Raw genomic sequence first — 16,916 nt, 5'->3', positions numbered from 1 at the left:
GGCCTTGCTTCCTCATAGCAACTAGTTGAATGGCGAACTACGGCGAATTTAGATATAGCGCTCAGGCATCAGCAAGCGCCGCGAAGGCTTCCAGCACATGCTGGCGGCCGTCGAAAATGACGAACTCCATTGCCTTATACGCCGTCGGTCCGTCGCGAGCCGCGATGGCGTCGACAATGGCCATGTGCGTATCGGCAATATTGGCGAAACCGTTGCTGGAGGGAGGCGCGCTCATGCGGAACATGCCGACCAACGCGGCCTCGATCAGACCACCGAGCGATCGCATGAAGGGATTGTGGGATACTTCGGTGATCGCCAGGTGAAAATGAAGGTCGGCAACCGCGAGGCTGTCGGAGGTGTGTTCCGGCGCGGCCATGGCCAGCGCCAGCCGCTGCAGCATCTCGACCTCTTCAGAGGCGGCGCGCTCCGCCACGAGGCTCGCGGCAAAGGGCTCGAAGGCCAGGCGAATATCATAGAGATGAAGCAGGAACTCTTCGTTGACGCCGCTTTCGAAGTGCCAGGTCAACACCTCGTTGTCGAACATGTTCCAGTGGATCCGCTCGGTGACACGGGTGCCGACCCTGGCGCGTGGCACGACCAGCCCTTTCGCCGCCAGCGTCTTCATGCTCTCGCGCAGAACCGTGCGCGATACCTTGAACCGTTGCAGGAGATCGCTGTCGCCCGGAAGGATGGTGCCGATGGGAAAGACGCCCGACACAATCGCCTTGCCGAGATCATCGACAACCTGAGCATGGCTCGTTCGTGATTTTCCCTGGCCTTTCCGTGTCTCAAGCAATCTGCTGCGCAACCGCTCTTCCCTTCCCTTAGGCGTAACGTCGATTGAAACGGGAAAGCAACAGAAGTCCTTTTTGCATCAGAATAAATGCAAAGAGCAGCAGCCCGATCAAGATCTTCGTCCACCAACTGGAAAGTGTTCCGTCAAAGGTGATGTAGGTCTGGATCAGGCCCTGTATGAGAATTCCGATCAGAGTCCCCCCAACGAACCCTGCTCCCCCCGTCAACAATGTTCCGCCGATAACCACCGCGGCGATGGCGTCGAGCTCGACGCCGACCGTGGCAAGCGAATATCCGGCGGATGTATAGAGCGAAAAAACGATTCCGGATAGACCGGCCAGAAAGCCCGACAAAGCGTAGATCTGCATCGTCGTGCGCGCCACCGGAACACCCATCAACTGCGCGGTTTGTACGCCGCCGCCCAGCGCATAGACGTTGGCGCCGAAACGGGTGCGATGCGCCAGCAGAATACCAGCGGCAAAAACGATGAGCATCACGCCGCCAATCACTGTCAGGCGGCCGCCGCCGGGCAGCAACAGATACATATCGCTGAGCTGCGAATAGAACTCATGCTCGATCGGGATGCTGTCGATCGACAAGACAAAAGCGATGCCGCGCGCCAGAAACATGCCCGCCAGCGTGACGATGAAGGGCGGCATGGCGAGATAATGAATGATCGCGCCCATGCCCGCGCCGAAGGCCGTCGTGATCAAAAGAACGATTGCGAAAGCGAACAACGGATGGATCGAGGTATCACGCAGGATGATCGCCAGGAAAACGCCGGTGAAGGCGATGACCGAGCCGATCGACAGGTCGATACCACCGGAAATGATCACGAAGGTCATGCCAACGGCGGCAATCCCAAGAAAGGCATTGTCCGTCAGCAGGTTACCGGCAACTCTCGTCGACAGCATAGTCGGATACTGCAGCGCGCAACCCGTATAGGCGAGGATGAAAATGACGATCGTTGCGAGCAGCGGGAGATATTTCGAATTCACTTTGCCTGCTCCTCATGGATCATCTGCGCTTCGCCGCGCCGCCGCCACAAGAACGTCGTGACGGATTGAAGGGCGGGAGACTGGATGACCAGGATGATGATGACGATAACGGCCTTGATCACCAGGTTGAATTCCGGCGGAAAACCGGACAGCAGGATGCCCGTATTGACCGACTGGATGATCATGGCGCCGATCAGCGAGCCGACGATGCTGAAGCGGCCGCCAAGAAGGGAATTGCCGCCGACAACCACGGCAAGGATAGCGTCCAGTTCGAGCCAGAGCCCGGCATTGTTGGCATCCGCGCCCTTGATGTCGGCGGAAACGATGACGCCGGCGATGGAGGCGCAAAGGCCGCTCAACGCATAGACGGCGATCAGCAATATCGGCGTCTGGATGCCGGACAGCGTGCTGGCGCGGCGATTGATCCCGATGGCCTCGACCAGCATACCGAGCGCGGTGCGCCTGACGAGCAGGATGACCGCGAGCCCGACTGCCAGCCAGACGACGACGGGCATCGGCAGCCAGGCGAAGGACCCGCTGCCGAAGAAGATGAGCCCGTCATTGTTGAAGGTCAGGATAACGCCTTCGGTGATCAATTGGGCGATGCCACGACCCGCGACCATCAGCACCAGAGTGGCGATGATCGGTTGAATGCCGAGAACAGCAACCAGAAATCCGTTCCACAATCCGCATGCGATCCCGACGCCGATGGTCAGCATCAGCGTATAGCCAAGCGAACTTCCGCCAACGATCGTCGAAGCCGCCACGGCACCGCAAATTGCGATCACCGCACCGACGGAGAGATCGATGCCCTTGGTGGCAATGACCAGCGTCATGCCGATCGCCAGAAGCGCTACCGGCGCACCGCGATTGAGAACGTCAATGACGCTGCCGTACAATCTGCCGTTCTGCATTTCCAGATTAAAGAAATGCGGGAACATAATGAAATTCAAAAGAAGAATGGCAGCCAAGGCAATGAGCTGCGGCATCAATCGAAACAGGGATGCCTTGATCTGGGAACTCATGCGTCCTCCCGCTTGCTCTGCGCCGTGGCAATGGCGTCGACGATATGGCTGGCGGTTATTTCGCTGCCGGTCAGCTCGGCAATATGCTCCCGGTCGCGCAGCACGATGACGCGGGAACTATAGGCCACGAGCTCCTCCAGTTCGGAGGAAATCACCACTAGCGACATTCCCTGCTGGCAGAGATCCTCAATCAGGCGGATGATTTCGGCATGCGCGCCGACATCGATACCGCGCGTCGGTTCATCGAGAATGAGGAAGCTCGGATTGGTCGCCAGCCAGCGCGCCAGGATGGCCTTCTGCTGGTTGCCGCCGGACAGCAACCTGATCGGTTTTTCGCGGTCGGTGGTACGAATATCCAACGCCTTGATATAGCGGTCCGCGATCGCGTTCTGCTCGCCGCGCGACAATGGGCGCGCCCAGCCACGACGGGCCTGGAGCGCCATGACGATGTTTTCGCGAATGGAGAGATCGCCGATGATGCCATCCGTCTTGCGATCTTCGGGGCAGAAGCCGAAGCCATTCTTGATGGCGGCGCGTGGTGACGAAAGGGTCACCGTCCGAGAATCGATCCTTGCCTCGCCGCTGTCGGCACGCTCGACGCCGAACATGACCTCTGCGGTTTCCGTGCGTCCGGAGCCGAGCAGACCTGCAATGCCCACCACTTCGCCGACGCGAACCTCAAGGTCGAACGGCTTGATCTTGCCGCGCTTGCCGAAATTGGTGAAATGATACTTTGCCGACCCGCTTTCGCTCACTGTCTCCTTGACGCTTGCCTCGACCTCGGCGAGTTCGCGGCCCAACATCATCGCGATCAAGGTCTGGCGGGAAAGCCCCTCCGCATCGCGCGTGCCGACAAGGCGACCGTTGCGGAGAACGGTTATGCGGTCGCAGATTTCATAAACCTGCTCCAGAAAATGCGTAATAAAAACAATTCCAAGCCCGCGCTTCTTCAAATTCCGGATGATACCGAAAAGCATGGCGACTTCCTGGGTATCCAGGCTCGCGGTCGGCTCATCGAGGATTAGGACCTTGCCCGAGAGATCAACCGCGCGAGCGATCGCAATCACCTGTTGGATTGCAACGGAAAAGCGGTCGAGCTGGCGACTGACATCGATATCTACGCCGTATTGTGACAACAGATCTTTTGCCATGGCGTTCATGGCGCGGGTGCTGATCATGCCGAAACGCTTCGGCTGACGGCCAAGAAACAGGTTCTCCGCGACGCTCAGATTGGCAAGGAGGTTCACCTCCTGATAGACCGTGCCGATGCCGAGCTTCTGCGCCGCCAGCGTGTCGTGTGGATCGATCTCGGCGCCGTCGAGAGTAAGGCTGCCCGCATCGCGACGGTATGCGCCGGTCATGCATTTGATCAATGTTGACTTTCCCGCGCCATTTTCGCCGAGAAGCGCATGCACCTCGCCCCGCCGCAGTGTGAAATCGACATGATCAAGGGCGGTGGAACCGGGAAAATATTTGCAGAAACCAGTCGCGGTCAGAAGGCGCTCGACATCGTGAGCCATGGAGCAAGAATTTCCTTGGATTGAGCGGTATAAAAAACGCGGAATCGCCGTTCGCATCGCGCATCGGCAATTCCGCGCCGAAAAACCGCATCGGCCGGGTTCCCGGCCGATGCGACCCGTTTTTTAACTCAGTAGCCCAGGCCCTTCTTCGCCTCGTAAACCTTTTCCGGGTCGTCAGCCTGCGTGTACAGCTTGGACTCGGTCTGGATCCACTTCGGCGGCTCCTTCTTGGTCTTCAGATAGGCGTCGAGAGCATCAAAGGCGGGACCGGCCATGTTCGGCGTCAGTTCCACCGTTGCATTCGCTTCGCCCGCTGCCATGGCCTTGAAGAGATCCGGAACCGAATCGATGGACACGGTCAGAATGTCCTTGCCCGGCTTCAGGCCGGCTTCCTTGATCGCCTGGATAGCGCCGACGGCCATGTCGTCATTGTGAGCATAGAGCGCACAGATATCCTTGCCGCCGTTCTCGGCCTTCAGGAAGCTTTCCATGACTTCCTTGCCCTTGGCGCGGGTGAAGTCGCCGGTCTGGCTGCGGACGATCTTCAGGTTGTCATGACCCTTGATGGCTTCTTCGAAGCCCTTCTTACGCGCAATCGCCGGCGAGGAACCGGTGGTGCCCTGAAGCTCGACGATATTGCACTTCTTGTCGCCGACATTCTTCACCAGCCAGTCGCCGGCAACCTTGCCTTCGTGGATCTGGTCAGAAGTAACGGCGGTCAGATAAAGGTCCTTCGGCGCGTTGATCGTACGGTCAAGCAGGATGACCGGGATCTTGGCTTCCTTTGCTTCCTTCAGAACGGAATCCCATCCGGTTTCCACAACCGGTGCCAGCAGAATCGCATCAACACCCTGGGCGATGAAGGAGCGAATCGCCTTGATCTGATTTTCCTGCTTCTGTTGCGCGTCGGCAAACTTGAGATCGATGCCGCGCTTTTTGGCTTCCTGTTTAGTCAGGGTGGTTTCCGCGGCCCGCCAGCCGGATTCCGAGCCGATTTGCGAGAAGCCGACGACCAGATCTTTTGCCGATGCAGACGTAAACATGCAGGCGGCAAGAATGGTAGCACTCACCAGTGCAGTCTTCAATTTCATGATATCCTCCCAATGGGGCCATCTCCTGAGGCCACGCAGAAAAAATCATATAGTAATACTTTTGTAAATCGACATTCGATGATGCAGCGCAACAAAAAAGGGCGTCATCAACGCCCTTTTTCAACTTTTGCGATTTTGGCTCGCTTTTTACTTCGAGGCCGGCAACTTATCGTCGACACCTTCGATGTAGAAGTTCATGCCGAGTAGCGTGCCGTCATCGGCGCGCTCGCCGGCCTTCAGCCAAACCGTGCCGTCCTGCTTGTTGATCGGGCCGGTAAAGGGCGCGAGTTCGCCGGACTTGATCTTGGCTTCGGTCTCCTCAGCCAGCTTCTTCACGTCGTCAGGCATATTGGTATAGGGCGCCATCGTCAGGATGCCGTCCTTCAGGCCGTCGAAGCTCTGCTCGGATTTCCAGGTGCCATCGAGGAAGGCATGAACGCGCTTGATATAGTACGCGCCCCAGGTGTCCTCGATCGCGGTCAACTGCGACTTCGGGCCGGCGGCAATCATGTCGGAAGCCTGGCCGAACGCCTTGACGCCACGCTGTTCGGCAACCTGCATCGGCGCGGTCGTATCGGTGTGCTGCGTCAGGATATCGACACCCTGGTCGATCAATGCCTTGGCGGCGTCGGCTTCCTTGCCCGGATCGAACCAGGTGTTCACCCAGATGACCTTCATCTTGAAGTTCGGGTTGACCGACTTGGCGCCCGCTTCGAAGCCGTTGATGCCCATCACCACTTCCGGGATCGGGAAAGTGGCGATGTAGCCGGCCGTGCCGGTCTTCGACAGTTTGGCGGCGATAACGCCGCTGATGTAGCGGCCTTCATAGAAGCGCGAATTGTAGGTCGCGACATTGTCCGCCGTCTTGAAACCGGTGGCATGCTCGAACTTCACCTTCGGATACTTCTTGGCGACGGCGATCGTCGGATCCATGAAGCCGAAGGAGGTGGTGAAGACCATGGCGCAGCCGGAGCGGGCCAGGCGCTCGATGGCGCGTTCGGCATCCGGGCCCTCCGGAACGTTTTCGAGGAACGGCGTCTCGATCTTGTCGCCGAATTCCTTCTGCAGCGCCTGGCGGCCCTTGTCGTGCGCCTGCGTCCAGCCGCCGTCGGTCTTCGAGCCGACATAGATGAAGCAGATCTTCGTCTTGGCGGCTGCTTCCGCCGAGGTGGCGGCGCCGATACCGACGATCAGGGCCGCGGTGGCGGCGAGTGAGAGTGCTAGTTTCTTCATAGTAGCCCCTGTTGGTTGGAAGGTTTCCGATAGCCCGTCTTTTGATTGTTCATCGATCCGGCACGAAAGGCTTGCCGAGCGATGCCGGCGTATTGATCAACGTCGCACGCCGATTTTGAGAGATAATGACCAGGACGACAACCGTGGAAAGATACGGCAGCATCGAGAGAAATTGTGACGGCACGCCAATGCCGAATGCCTGTGCGTGCAGTTGCAGGATGGTGACGGCGCCGAAGAGATAGCCACCGATGAGGATGCGCCACGGGCGCCAGGAGGCGAAGACGACCAAGGCAAGCGCGATCCAGCCACGGCCACCGGACATGCTTTCCGTCCATTGCGGCGTATAGATCAGCGATAGCTGCGCCCCGGCGAGCCCCGCGCAGGCTCCACCGAACATGACGGCTAGATAGCGCGTGCGGATGACATTGATGCCGAGCGCGTGGGCCGAGGCGTGATTGTCGCCGATGGAGCGAAGCTTGAGCCCGGCGCGGCTGCGGAACAGGAACCAGTTGACCGCGATCACCAGGATGATCGACAGATAGAAGACAATATCCTGCTTGAACAGCACGGTGCCGATATAGGGTATCTGCGACAGGACCGGGATTTCGATCGGCAGCAGACGGATGCCCGGCACGCCGACATAGCCTTCGCCGATCATACCGGACACACCAAGCCCGAGAATCGTCAGCGCTAGACCAGTCGCCACCTGATTGCTTACCAGCGTCAGTGTCAGGAAGGCGAAAAGCAGCGAGAACAGTGCGCCGGAGGCGACACCAGCAACAAGACCGAGGTAGGGAGACCCGCTGATCTGGGCGGCGGCGAAAGCGCCGACCGATCCCATGATCATCATGCCCTCGACGCCGAGATTGAGCACGCCGGCACGCTCGGTCACCAACTCACCGATAGCGGCGATGACCAGTGGCGTTGCCGCCGTGATGATCGTCAGGAGAACGGCTTCAAAAAAAGTCATGCCGCGCCTCCTGCCTTGATGTGCGCCCGCGAGCGGACGAAGCGAATCTTGTAATAGATCAGCGCGTCGCAGGACAGTACGAAGAACAACAGGAAGCCCTGAAAGACGCTGGTCACCTTGTCGGAAACGCCGATGGTCAATTGCGCGCCTTCACCGCCGATATAGGTCAGCGCCAGCACCAGACCGGATGCGATGAGGCCGAGCGGATTGAGGCGGCCGAGATAGGCGACGATGATCGCAGTGAAGCCATAGCCGGGCGAGATCGACGGTTGCAGATGACCGATGGTGCCGGAAACCTCGGAGATGCCGGCGAGACCGGCAAGCGCGCCGGACAGCAGGAAGGCGAACCAGACCATCTTCTTCGGCGAGAAGCCGGCGAAACGCCCTGCCCGCTCGGACTGTCCGAGCACGACCACCTCGAAGCCCTTCAGCGTATAGCGCATCATGAACCAGAGGAGGATGGCCGCGACGATCGCAAAGACGAAGCCCCAATGCGCGGTGATGGTGTCATCCCAGATCGGCGGCAGCATGCCTTCCGGAACGAAGTCGCGCGTTCCGTAGAAACCGTGGCCATCCGGGTTGCGCCAGGGGCCACGCGTCAGCCAATCCAGGAAAAGCTGGGCGACGTAGGTCAGCATCAGGCTGGTCAGGATTTCGTTGGTGTTGAAATGTGTCTTCAGAAGCGCCGGAATGGAGGCATAAAGCGCGCCGCCGATAGCTCCACAGATCATGATCAGTGGCAGCAGCAGCGGCGAATGCCAATCGTAGAAATAGACAGGAATGACGGAGCCGAATATGGCGCCGACGCTATATTGGCCTTCCGCGCCGATATTCCAGTTGTTGGAGCGATAGCAGACCGACAGGCCCACAGCGATCAGGATCAGCGGCCCAGCTTTCTTCGCAAGCTCGTTCAGCGACCAGGGATCGAACAGCGGCTCGATGAGCAGGGCCTCGAGCGAATCCAGCGGGTCCTTGCCGAGCATCCAGAACATGATACCGCCGGCGATCAGCATCAAAACCAGCGCGAGCAGCGGCGATACGACCCCGTAAAGCTTCGACGCCTGCGGGCGCTTTTCGAGTTCAATGCGCATGCGCGGGCTCCGAATGGGTCTTGGATTCATGCTGGCCGCCCATCAGCAGACCGATCTTTTCCCGTGTCAGTTCATTCGCCGGATAGGCCGGCGACAGGCGCCCTTCGGAAATCACGGCAATATCAGTCGCCACCTCGAAGATCTCGTCGAGATCCTGGCTGATGACAAGCACGGCCGAGCCGCCGCGGGCAAGATCGACCAGCGCCTGACGGATGCGGCTCGCAGCGCCTGCGTCGACGCCCCAAGTCGGCTGATTGACGACCAGCACGGTCGGTTGGCGATCCAGCTCGCGGCCGACGATGAACTTCTGCAGGTTGCCGCCCGAAAGCGCGCCGGCGGCCGGGTCCTCGCCGCTCTTGCGCACATCCATGGCCTCGCAAATCCGCTTGGTTGCCTGCTTGACCGCACCGTGGCGGATCACCTTCAGGAAACCACCGCCGAGAAAGGCCTTGCGATCCGATTGCGCGCGCGCAAGCACCAGATTGTCCGACAGCTTCAGGCCCGTCACCGCGGCATGACCCTGACGCTCTTCCGGCACGAAGCCAGCACCGAGCAGGCGACGCGCATTGATACCCTTGGTGCCGACAGACTGGCCGCGCACCTGGATGAGATCGTCCGAGGGTACGGTATGCTCGCCGGAGATGACGTCGAACAGCTCCCCCTGCCCGTTGCCGGCAACACCGGCGATCGCCAGAATTTCACCGGCGCGGACGCGGAACGAAATATCCTTCAGCGATATCGCAAACGGCGTGCGTGCCGGCACGTTGAGACCCGCCACTTCCAGTTGGATATCGCCCTTCTTGCCAAGGCCTTCATGCTGAACGCTGGCAACATCGCTGCCGACCATCATGCGCGCGAGCGAGCCGGTCGTTTCCTGCCGGGGGTCGCAGGCGCCGGTCACCTTGCCATGACGCAGCACGGTGGCGCGTGAACAGATGCGCTGCACTTCCTCCAGGCGATGGCTGATATAGAGGACCGAGCGGCCTTCATCCCTGAGCTGGAACAATGTCTCGAACAGGCGATCGGCTTCCTGCGGCGTCAGCACCGAGGTCGGCTCGTCGAGAATGATCAGCTTCGGGTTCTGCAACAGCGCGCGTACGATCTCGATGCGCTGGCGCTCACCAACGGAGAGATCGGCGACATGGGCGTGCGGATCGAGCGGCAGGCCATAGGCGCGTGACAGGCTGGCGGCCTCCTCGACGATCTTCCCGATCGGAACGCTGTCATCCAGGGAAAGAGCAATATTCTCAGCGACGGTCAGCGCCTCGAACAGTGAGAAATGCTGGAATACCATGCCGATGCCGAGCTTGCGCGCGGCGCCCGGCGAAACGATGGACACAGGTTTCCCCTGCCAGACGATCTCGCCCTCGGTCGGCTCCAGAACGCCGAACAGCATCTTCACGAGAGTGGATTTGCCTGCGCCGTTTTCGCCGAGCAGAGCGTGAATCTCGCCCGGCTGGATTTCCAGATCAATTTCATTACAGGCAGCAAAGCTACCGAACAGCTTCGTCAGTTTTCGAACCGACAATAACGCACCGGCTGCCGGCATATCGGATGACGACACATTCCCCTCATTTCTTTCCCAACAATCCGCCCTTTTGGATCTATGGGATCAGCAGCGTAGTTCCACTCGTTTTTCTTGATTCCAGATCCGAGTGCGCGCGCCCTGCATCGCTCAACGGATAGGTCTGGCTGATATTGATACGCACTTTGCTGCTTTGCACAACAGCAAATAATGCGTCCGCACTGGCTCTCAACTCTTCAGGCGTGCCGATATAGGCGAAAAGACTTGGCCTTGTGGCGAAAAGCGAGCCCTTCTGATTGAGGATAGCAAGGTTAAAATTCTCTATCGGACCGGAGGACTGACCGAAGGTTACCCACAGGCCGCGCGGCTTCAGGCAATCAAGAGACTGTGGAAACGTATCCCGGCCGACCGAGTCATAGACGACATCGACGCCCTTGCCGCCAGTGATCTCCTTGACACGCTCGGCGAAGTTTTCGCGGCTGTAGTCGATGACATGGTCATAGCCATGTTCAAGCGCCAGCTTGACCTTCTCCGGCGAGCCAGCCGTTCCGATCACGGTGGCGCCGAGGGCTTTCGCCCATTGTCCGGCGATCAGTCCGACGCCGCCTGCCGCCGCATGAAATAGCAACACTGTTCCGGGACCGACCTTGAAGGTGCGGTTGAGCAGATATTCGACCGTCATCCCCTTCAGCATCATCACGCCGGCGGTCTCGAGCGGAATATCGTCGGGAACCTTGACGAGATGGCGTGTCTCGATATTGCGCTCGACACTGTAGGCGCCGTCACTGCCGACATAGGCAACCCGATCGCCGACAGCAAAGTCGGTCACGCCGGAACCAATGGCGGTGATCGTGCCGGCCGCTTCCTTGCCGAGCGGCAACGGAGAGTACGGCGCCTTGTAAAGGCCGGAACGGAAGTAGACGTCGATGAAATTCAGCCCGATCGCGGCATGGCGGATCTGCACCTCGCCGGTGCCCGGAGGCGGCAGGTCCACCTCCTCCAGCTTCATGACTTCAGGACCGCCGTTTTGATGGATGCGAATGGCCTGGGTCTTCTTCATGACGCGCAAATCCTACTGACGCCCGAGGGATGGAAAAAACTGCAATACGCCACCGATACAATAGAGATAGATACCGCTGAGGACAAACAGGACAACGGCCCAGTGCGGCATGACGAAATGCATCAGCAGCGAATAGACCCCGAGCGCGGACCAGAACAGGAAGATGCCGAGATTGAGCGGCCGCAGCCGCTTGACGCGCACTGGATGCAGAAAATTGATCGGCAGGAAGGTCAGGACGACAGAGACGCCGACGACAATCATGGCGGTGGTCGCATTGGCGCCTATGACGAACAGAGTGAAGACCACCATGTTCCAGACAACGGGGAAACCGGAGAAGAAATATTCATCCGTCTTCATGCCAGTATCGGCATAATAGATGGCGCTGGAGACGACGATCATGCCGGCGGCCACGAAGGACCAGGGCTCGCCGATCATGCCGCTTTCATAAAGCGCGAAGGCCGGCAGCAGCACATAAGTCACATAGTCGATGATATTGTCGAGCGTGTCGCCGGACCAATTGGGCAGCACTTCCTTGACGCGGACCTTGCGGGCGATCGGCCCATCGATACCATCGACGAGCAGCGCCAGGCCGAGCCACCAGAACATGTCGACAAAGCGATGCTCCGCTGCGGCGACAACGCCGAGAAAGGCGAGAAAAGAGCCGGATGCCGTCAATATATGTACGGAGAAGGCACGAATCTCCGCATAAGGCACCCGCTTATAATTGAAGACTTTCATCCGCCCCACTGCTCGACTGTTTATTCACCTGCCCCGGCAGATGATTTTTCTTGCTAATATGCATCCTTTGCCCGGTACCGCCAGCGCAAAAGCTCTATTTCCTGGGCACGCTATAGCGTGTTCCTGTCATTTTCACCCACTGCGATGTTTCATCCCATGGATTTCAACAGGCTAAGTGCTTATTTTCAGAACGGAAGACAATTGAGGCATCGATATGAAGCAGGTTGAAGTGGCCGTCATCGGCGGCGGTCTGGCAGGCATGGTGGCCGCGATCGCGCTCGCGCGCGGCGGAAGATCCGTCGCCCTCGTGGCCGCGCCCTACAGCAAGGCGGATCAGCGGACCACGGCGCTGATGGACCAATCGATTCGTTTCCTGGAGCGGCTGGCGCTGTGGGAGAAGATCGCGCCGTCCACTGCGGCATTGACGACGATGCAGATCATCGACGGCACGGCGCGGCTGTTGCGCGCACCGACCGTTTCCTTCCGCGCCTCGGAAATCGGCCTCGACGCCTTTGGCTACAATATCCCGAACGCCGTGCTGCTCGGCAGCCTCAGCGAAGCCGTCAGGGCCGAGGGCAATATCATGCTCATCGAGACGACCGCGTCCGAGGTTACCATCCGCGACGATGGCGTTACCATCACGCTCGAAGATGGCGATACCGTCGAAGCTAGCTTCGTGGTCGGCGCGGACGGGCGCAATTCGACGATACGGGAAACGCTCGGGATCAAGGTCAAGAGCTGGTCCTATCCGCAATCGGCCATGGTGCTGAACTTCGCGCATTCCCTGCCACATCAGAACATCTCGACGGAGTTTCACACCGAGAGCGGGCCGTTCACGCAGGTTCCCCTGCCCGGCAACCGCTCCAGTCTCGTCTGGGTGCAAAAACCGGCGGAAGCTGCCGCCAATGCGGAGAAATCACTCGAGGAACTCGGGCTGTTGATCGAGGAGCGCATGCAGTCGATGCTCGGCAAGGTGACGGTCGAGGATAATGTGCAGGTCTGGCCACTCTCCGGCATGACGGCCCATCGCTTCGGCAAGGGTCGCGCCGCGCTGATCGGCGAGTCAGCCCATGTTTTCCCGCCGATTGGTGCACAGGGCCTGAACCTCAGCCTGCGCGACATCCTGGCGCTGACCGATGTTCTCTGCGACCGCGCCGATCAGCCGATTGCGGCCTCCGCCGGGGACAGTTTCGACCGCAAGCGGCGCACCGATATCCTCAGCCGGACGGCAAGCGTCGATCTGCTGAACCGCTCGCTCCTGTCGGATTTCCTGCCGGTGCAGATGCTCCGGGCCGCGGGCCTGCATGTCCTCTCGGCCATCCCGCCGCTGCGCAACGTCGTCATGCGCGAGGGTATCGAGCCCGGCGGCGGCCTGCGCGGCTTCTCCTCGATGCTACGGGAAAAGCTGCGCCGGTAAGGTGCCGGACTTGATCAGGTAGAGCAGCAGCGACACCGTCACCACGGAGCAAGCCGTGGTGATCAGGATGGTGGCGGACGCCCGCTCCTGCCAGACGCCATATTGCTGGCCGATGACGAAAACATTCGTCGCCGTCGGGAGGGCTGCGAGCAGTACCGCCGATTCGATCCAGATCGGATCGAAGCCACCGACCATTTGCAACACGAGATAGACCATCAGCGGATGCAGGATGAGCTTGGCCGGCACGATATAGCCAATCTCGGCCGGAATGCGCTTCAGCGGCCGAAGGGCGAGCGTCACGCCCATGGCGAACAGCGCGCAAGGGGCGGCGGCCTGAGCGAGATAATCGACAAAGCGCTGGAAGGCGACCGGCTGGTGGACCGAAAAGGCAGCAGCCGCAAAACCGAAAGCGGTCGACAGAATGAAGGGGTGAAGCAGCACCTTCCTGGCGATATCGGCGGCAACGCGGCCCGGTGAACGCTTGTCGCCGCCCTCGATGGCCATCAGCGCCGGAGCGACGATAAAATGCAGCGCGTTCTCGAAGCAGACGATCAGAGCCACGGGAACGGCCGCCTTCTCGCCGAGCGCCAGCAATGCCAGACCCGGCCCCATGTAGCCGATATTGCCATAGGCGCCGGCAAAGGCCTGGATCGTGCTGTCCGCCAGTGAGTTGCGGCGCAGGACGCGACCGACCAAAAACACCAGCAGGAAGATCGAATAGGTCGCGGCAATGTCGGCGACGATGAAATCGACACGCGTCAGCTGCTCGATCGGAGTTTGCGAAACGAGCTTGAAGAACAGGGCCGGCAGAGCAGCATAGATGATGAAGGTATTGAGCCAGCCAAGCGCTTCGGCCGGCTGTTTCGTGATACGTGCGGCTATGTAACCGATCAGGATCAGGCCGAAGAAGGGCAACAACAGACCGACTATGTCAGCCATCGGGGTCAGCCATCGGGCATTTTCCACTCTGATGATGAAAACGAGGACGTCCGGCTTAACCGATTTTCATCAAGATTGGAAAGGTCTGCTGAAACCAGATCGCCATATCGCTGACATAGCCGAATATGAAAGCCAAGCCAGTCAGCACCAAAAACCCGCCCATGACCTTCTCGACGGTGCCGAGATGACGGCGAAAGCGAACCAGGAAGCTCATGAAGGCACCGGAAAAGCCGGCGGCGATCCAGAAGGGAATGGCAAGACCCAGCGAATAGATAGCAAGCAGCCCGGCGCCGGCGCCGATCGTCTCGCGCGATGCCGCTACTCCGAGGATGGCCCCTAGCACCGGGCCGATGCAGGGCGTCCAGCCAAAAGCGAAGGCGAGGCCCATGATATAGGCGCCGGTCAGCGTCGCCGGCTTGCCGCTACCTTGAAACCGCGCCTCGCGCGCCAGAATGCCAAGCCGGAAAACACCGAGGAAATTCAGGCCCATGATGACGATGATCAGGCCGCCGATCTTGGCAAGAATATCAAGATGCTGGCGCAGCAACATACCGATCGACGAGGCGCCGGCGCCCAGCGCGATGAAGACGGTCGCAAAGCCGAGGGTGAAAAACAAAGCGGAAAACAGCACATTGCCACGGACACTCGGCCCGCTCGCTACCGCCGCTCCACCGCCCCGAAACTGCTCGACGGAAATGCCGGCCATATAACAGAGATAAGGCGGCACCAGCGGCAGGACGCAGGGCGACAGAAACGAAAGCGCTCCGGCGAGCAAGGCACTGAGAAGCGAGATATCGGCAAGCGACACGATGGACTCCGGCTATGTCATTCTGCCGCCTTACTAGCTGCGCGGGAGGCGGAAGGCCAATCACCTTTTTGAGGGGCGAGGCGGAGCAAAGTGGACGCTGAAACGCATCGAACGCGGGAAACACAGATTTCCTACAAGGGCTTTGGCTGGGACGATATCGAAAATGGTGAGAGCGTTGGGTTCGAACCCAAGACCTACTGTAAAAAAACTCGCGTCGGCCGCAAGACGATCCGAGCGACTGAAGGACGCACGCTAAAATATGGATTGGCTATCACAAATCCTGTTTGCATTCACCAACTATACGCCCCGCGGCGCCTCGGACGATAAAGACGGCCCGGCAATGTATGTCGGTTTATTTGTCGTACTCATCTTCATGATCGGTTGCGGATTTCTTATTGGTGGTCTCTGGTCATGGCGGGTATCCCATTTTCCTCATGCCGTGGGGACGATAACGGCGCTGTGGGAGGAGACGGTACGTGATGATGGCACGGTTCACGTCTACGCTGTTGGCAAGGTTGCCTTCACACGCACCCACAACGGAAAATCATTCGACTGTGAGATTACGAAGAGGATCGGCGAGCCAAGAGACCATTTCGCCGTCGGCGACAAGCTCGATCTCGTCCCGGCTACCGGGACTTGCGAGAGAGTCGATATCATCGATCGAATGCGGAACTAGGCCAAATCCGTAGCGCTATGCGAGCGCGTCTTGCTACATCAAAGCCCGGGGCAGATCATGAATAAGCTTTTCAACTGTGTTGGCATCGATGGCTATAGATGTTTTCTGGTTGCCATTGTTTGCATACCATCCTTCTTCGACGTGAGAATATTCTATGGCGTTTCGATATTTTTTGGATTTTGCCTTCCCGGGATTTTGAACGAGCTTCTCAATAAGCCCGACGCCTCCGGAAATAGAATATTCTTTGTATCTGGGCGATTTCTCTTTCCCTATGAAACCTTCCTGTTTGTCTGGAATGGCTTCAGGGTGAAAAGCTAGCAGGAACGATCAACCGTGTTTCCGTAAGCAAAATAAGAGCTCGAATATAAACAGCCGCCACGCCTCAGCCCGACCTCACTGCAACAGGGATACCCCAGCTTCTTCTGCCGCCTTGATAAAGGCATTTCGGGCAGTTTGCGGGTGAGTGCGTTCCATTATCGCGTCGAGACATGCCTGGATCGCCGTCAGATACGCTTCGCCATCCCTAATCGGCCAATGGTCCAGCAGCGTCTCAGTCGCATCCTGTGCCGTATTGACACGTCTATATCCACCGGTGTCGCTCATCACCAGCGTTACGGCGGCCGGAAATGGTCGTAAAGTGTTTCGTTCCAAGACTCGTTACCTCAAAAACCTAAAGATGCTGGTAACCTTGCAAAAGGCATTCCAGGAAATGCGGCCAACATGCTCAGGATGGTTCAAGGCGCGCTGGGAAGCCTAAAAGTTGATCAGGCAATGCATCGACGTCGCAAACGCGGCCGTTGCGTTTGATCAAATACGCAAGTCTTTTCGTTGGCGGCGGCGTTACCCCAAGCGGAAAAAGATCATTATCTCTTGGATTAACTTCACCAAACAAGCCTTTGAAAAGGCCTTGGTGAGAGCGTCGGGGTTCGAACCCGAGACCTACTGATTAAAAGTCAGTTGCTCTACCAGCTGAGCTACGCTCTCCCCGTCCGCGGGTGGTAACACCCCGGCTGGAAGTGCGCGGAACATA

16 protein-coding genes and 1 tRNA gene are annotated in these 16,916 nt (G+C 59.0%); 2 read left to right on the top strand and 15 right to left on the bottom strand.

Annotation, left to right across the window (positions count from 1 at the left end):
* Positions 1-61 precede the first annotated feature (61 nt).
* From EX00_RS05180 to pcsA, 11 genes are all read right to left on the bottom strand, one after another.
* Positions 62-808: a FadR/GntR family transcriptional regulator gene (locus EX00_RS05180; RefSeq protein ID WP_047454807.1), complete on the bottom strand. Its 747-nt coding sequence runs from the start codon at positions 806-808 to the stop codon at positions 62-64.
* Positions 809-824: 16 nt separating this feature from the next.
* On the bottom strand, positions 825-1,793 hold the full coding sequence (gene yjfF, locus EX00_RS05175; protein WP_047454805.1) for a galactofuranose ABC transporter, permease protein YjfF: 969 nt from the start codon (positions 1,791-1,793) through the stop codon (positions 825-827).
* Positions 1,790-2,818, bottom strand: coding sequence for an ABC transporter permease (locus EX00_RS05170; protein WP_047454803.1), 1,029 nt, complete (start codon positions 2,816-2,818; stop codon positions 1,790-1,792). Before EX00_RS05170 ends, yjfF begins: the two co-directional genes overlap by 4 nt.
* Positions 2,815-4,338: a galactofuranose ABC transporter, ATP-binding protein YtfR gene (ytfR, locus tag EX00_RS05165; RefSeq protein ID WP_047454801.1), complete on the bottom strand. Its 1,524-nt coding sequence runs from the start codon at positions 4,336-4,338 to the stop codon at positions 2,815-2,817. Before ytfR ends, EX00_RS05170 begins: the two co-directional genes overlap by 4 nt.
* Before the next feature lie 128 nt (positions 4,339-4,466).
* Entirely contained in the window at positions 4,467-5,429 is a 963-nt protein-coding gene (gene ytfQ / locus EX00_RS05160; protein ID WP_047454799.1) for a galactofuranose ABC transporter, galactofuranose-binding protein YtfQ, read from the bottom strand.
* 147 nt (positions 5,430-5,576) lie between these two features.
* On the bottom strand, positions 5,577-6,662 hold the full coding sequence (locus EX00_RS05155; RefSeq protein WP_047454797.1) for a BMP family ABC transporter substrate-binding protein: 1,086 nt from the start codon (positions 6,660-6,662) through the stop codon (positions 5,577-5,579).
* A 49-nt stretch (positions 6,663-6,711) separates the two neighbouring features.
* Complete coding sequence (locus tag EX00_RS05150; RefSeq protein ID WP_047454795.1) at positions 6,712-7,632, bottom strand: ABC transporter permease; 921 nt, start codon at positions 7,630-7,632, stop codon at positions 6,712-6,714.
* Complete coding sequence (locus tag EX00_RS05145; RefSeq protein ID WP_047454793.1) at positions 7,629-8,723, bottom strand: ABC transporter permease; 1,095 nt, start codon at positions 8,721-8,723, stop codon at positions 7,629-7,631. Before EX00_RS05145 ends, EX00_RS05150 begins: the two co-directional genes overlap by 4 nt.
* Positions 8,713-10,287 (bottom strand): ABC transporter ATP-binding protein, encoded by a 1,575-nt coding sequence (locus EX00_RS05140; protein WP_047454789.1) that lies wholly within the window; start codon positions 10,285-10,287, stop codon positions 8,713-8,715. The genes EX00_RS05145 and EX00_RS05140 overlap by 11 nt, the downstream gene beginning before the upstream one ends.
* A 40-nt stretch (positions 10,288-10,327) precedes the next feature.
* On the bottom strand, positions 10,328-11,308 hold the full coding sequence (locus tag EX00_RS05135) for a quinone oxidoreductase family protein (RefSeq protein ID WP_047454787.1): 981 nt from the start codon (positions 11,306-11,308) through the stop codon (positions 10,328-10,330).
* Between the two features lie 12 nt (positions 11,309-11,320).
* Entirely contained in the window at positions 11,321-12,046 is a 726-nt protein-coding gene (gene pcsA, locus EX00_RS05130) for a phosphatidylcholine synthase (RefSeq protein WP_047454785.1), read from the bottom strand.
* A gap of 214 nt (positions 12,047-12,260) precedes the next feature.
* On the opposite strand from pcsA, the gene EX00_RS05125 reads away from it, so the two are divergent.
* Positions 12,261-13,463 (top strand): UbiH/UbiF family hydroxylase, encoded by a 1,203-nt coding sequence (locus tag EX00_RS05125; RefSeq protein WP_047454783.1) that lies wholly within the window; start codon positions 12,261-12,263, stop codon positions 13,461-13,463.
* Here EX00_RS05125 and EX00_RS05120 read toward each other — a convergent pair.
* Together EX00_RS05120 and EX00_RS05115 are read right to left on the bottom strand one after the other, a co-directional pair.
* Positions 13,440-14,402 (bottom strand): AEC family transporter, encoded by a 963-nt coding sequence (locus EX00_RS05120; RefSeq protein WP_047454780.1) that lies wholly within the window; start codon positions 14,400-14,402, stop codon positions 13,440-13,442. The two genes, EX00_RS05125 and EX00_RS05120, sit on opposite strands and share 24 nt — an antisense overlap.
* Before the next feature lie 55 nt (positions 14,403-14,457).
* A complete protein-coding gene (locus tag EX00_RS05115; RefSeq protein ID WP_047454778.1) occupies positions 14,458-15,210 on the bottom strand; it encodes a cytochrome c biogenesis CcdA family protein in 753 nt (250 codons plus the stop codon).
* Between the two features lie 259 nt (positions 15,211-15,469).
* On the opposite strand from EX00_RS05115, the gene EX00_RS05110 reads away from it, so the two are divergent.
* Positions 15,470-15,886 (top strand): hypothetical protein, encoded by a 417-nt coding sequence (locus EX00_RS05110; RefSeq protein WP_234708975.1) that lies wholly within the window; start codon positions 15,470-15,472, stop codon positions 15,884-15,886.
* A gap of 393 nt (positions 15,887-16,279) precedes the next feature.
* Here EX00_RS05110 and EX00_RS05105 read toward each other — a convergent pair whose 3' ends face one another.
* Entirely contained in the window at positions 16,280-16,537 is a 258-nt protein-coding gene (locus tag EX00_RS05105; protein ID WP_047454775.1) for a DUF982 domain-containing protein, read from the bottom strand.
* Between the two features lie 257 nt (positions 16,538-16,794).
* A tRNA-Lys gene (locus EX00_RS05100) sits at positions 16,795-16,870 on the bottom strand.
* Between the last annotated feature and the right edge of the window lie 46 nt (positions 16,871-16,916).

This window comes from Martinezella rhizogenes (assembly GCF_000799715.1).
Taxonomy (GTDB): Bacteria; Pseudomonadota; Alphaproteobacteria; order Rhizobiales; family Rhizobiaceae; genus Rhizobium; species Rhizobium rhizogenes_C.
This window is presented reverse-complemented; position numbering and strand designations above follow the sequence as displayed.

Bases quoted from the DNA above. Each gene is read 5' to 3' on its own strand.
- EX00_RS05170 (WP_047454803.1), bottom strand. From the start codon at position 2,818: ATGAGTTCCCAGATCAAGGCATCCCTGTTTCGATTGATGCCGCAGCTC.
- ytfR (WP_047454801.1), bottom strand. From the start codon at position 4,338: ATGGCTCACGATGTCGAGCGCCTTCTGACCGCGACTGGTTTCTGCAAA.
- ytfQ (WP_047454799.1), bottom strand. From the start codon at position 5,429: ATGAAATTGAAGACTGCACTGGTGAGTGCTACCATTCTTGCCGCCTGC.
- EX00_RS05155 (WP_047454797.1), bottom strand. From the start codon at position 6,662: ATGAAGAAACTAGCACTCTCACTCGCCGCCACCGCGGCCCTGATCGTC.
- EX00_RS05150 (WP_047454795.1), bottom strand. From the start codon at position 7,632: ATGACTTTTTTTGAAGCCGTTCTCCTGACGATCATCACGGCGGCAACG.
- EX00_RS05145 (WP_047454793.1), bottom strand. From the start codon at position 8,723: ATGCGCATTGAACTCGAAAAGCGCCCGCAGGCGTCGAAGCTTTACGGG.
- EX00_RS05135 (WP_047454787.1), bottom strand. From the start codon at position 11,308: ATGAAGAAGACCCAGGCCATTCGCATCCATCAAAACGGCGGTCCTGAA.
- pcsA (WP_047454785.1), bottom strand. From the start codon at position 12,046: ATGAAAGTCTTCAATTATAAGCGGGTGCCTTATGCGGAGATTCGTGCC.
- EX00_RS05125 (WP_047454783.1), top strand. From the start codon at position 12,261: ATGAAGCAGGTTGAAGTGGCCGTCATCGGCGGCGGTCTGGCAGGCATG.
- EX00_RS05120 (WP_047454780.1), bottom strand. From the start codon at position 14,402: ATGGCTGACATAGTCGGTCTGTTGTTGCCCTTCTTCGGCCTGATCCTG.
- EX00_RS05110 (WP_234708975.1), top strand. From the start codon at position 15,470: ATGGATTGGCTATCACAAATCCTGTTTGCATTCACCAACTATACGCCC.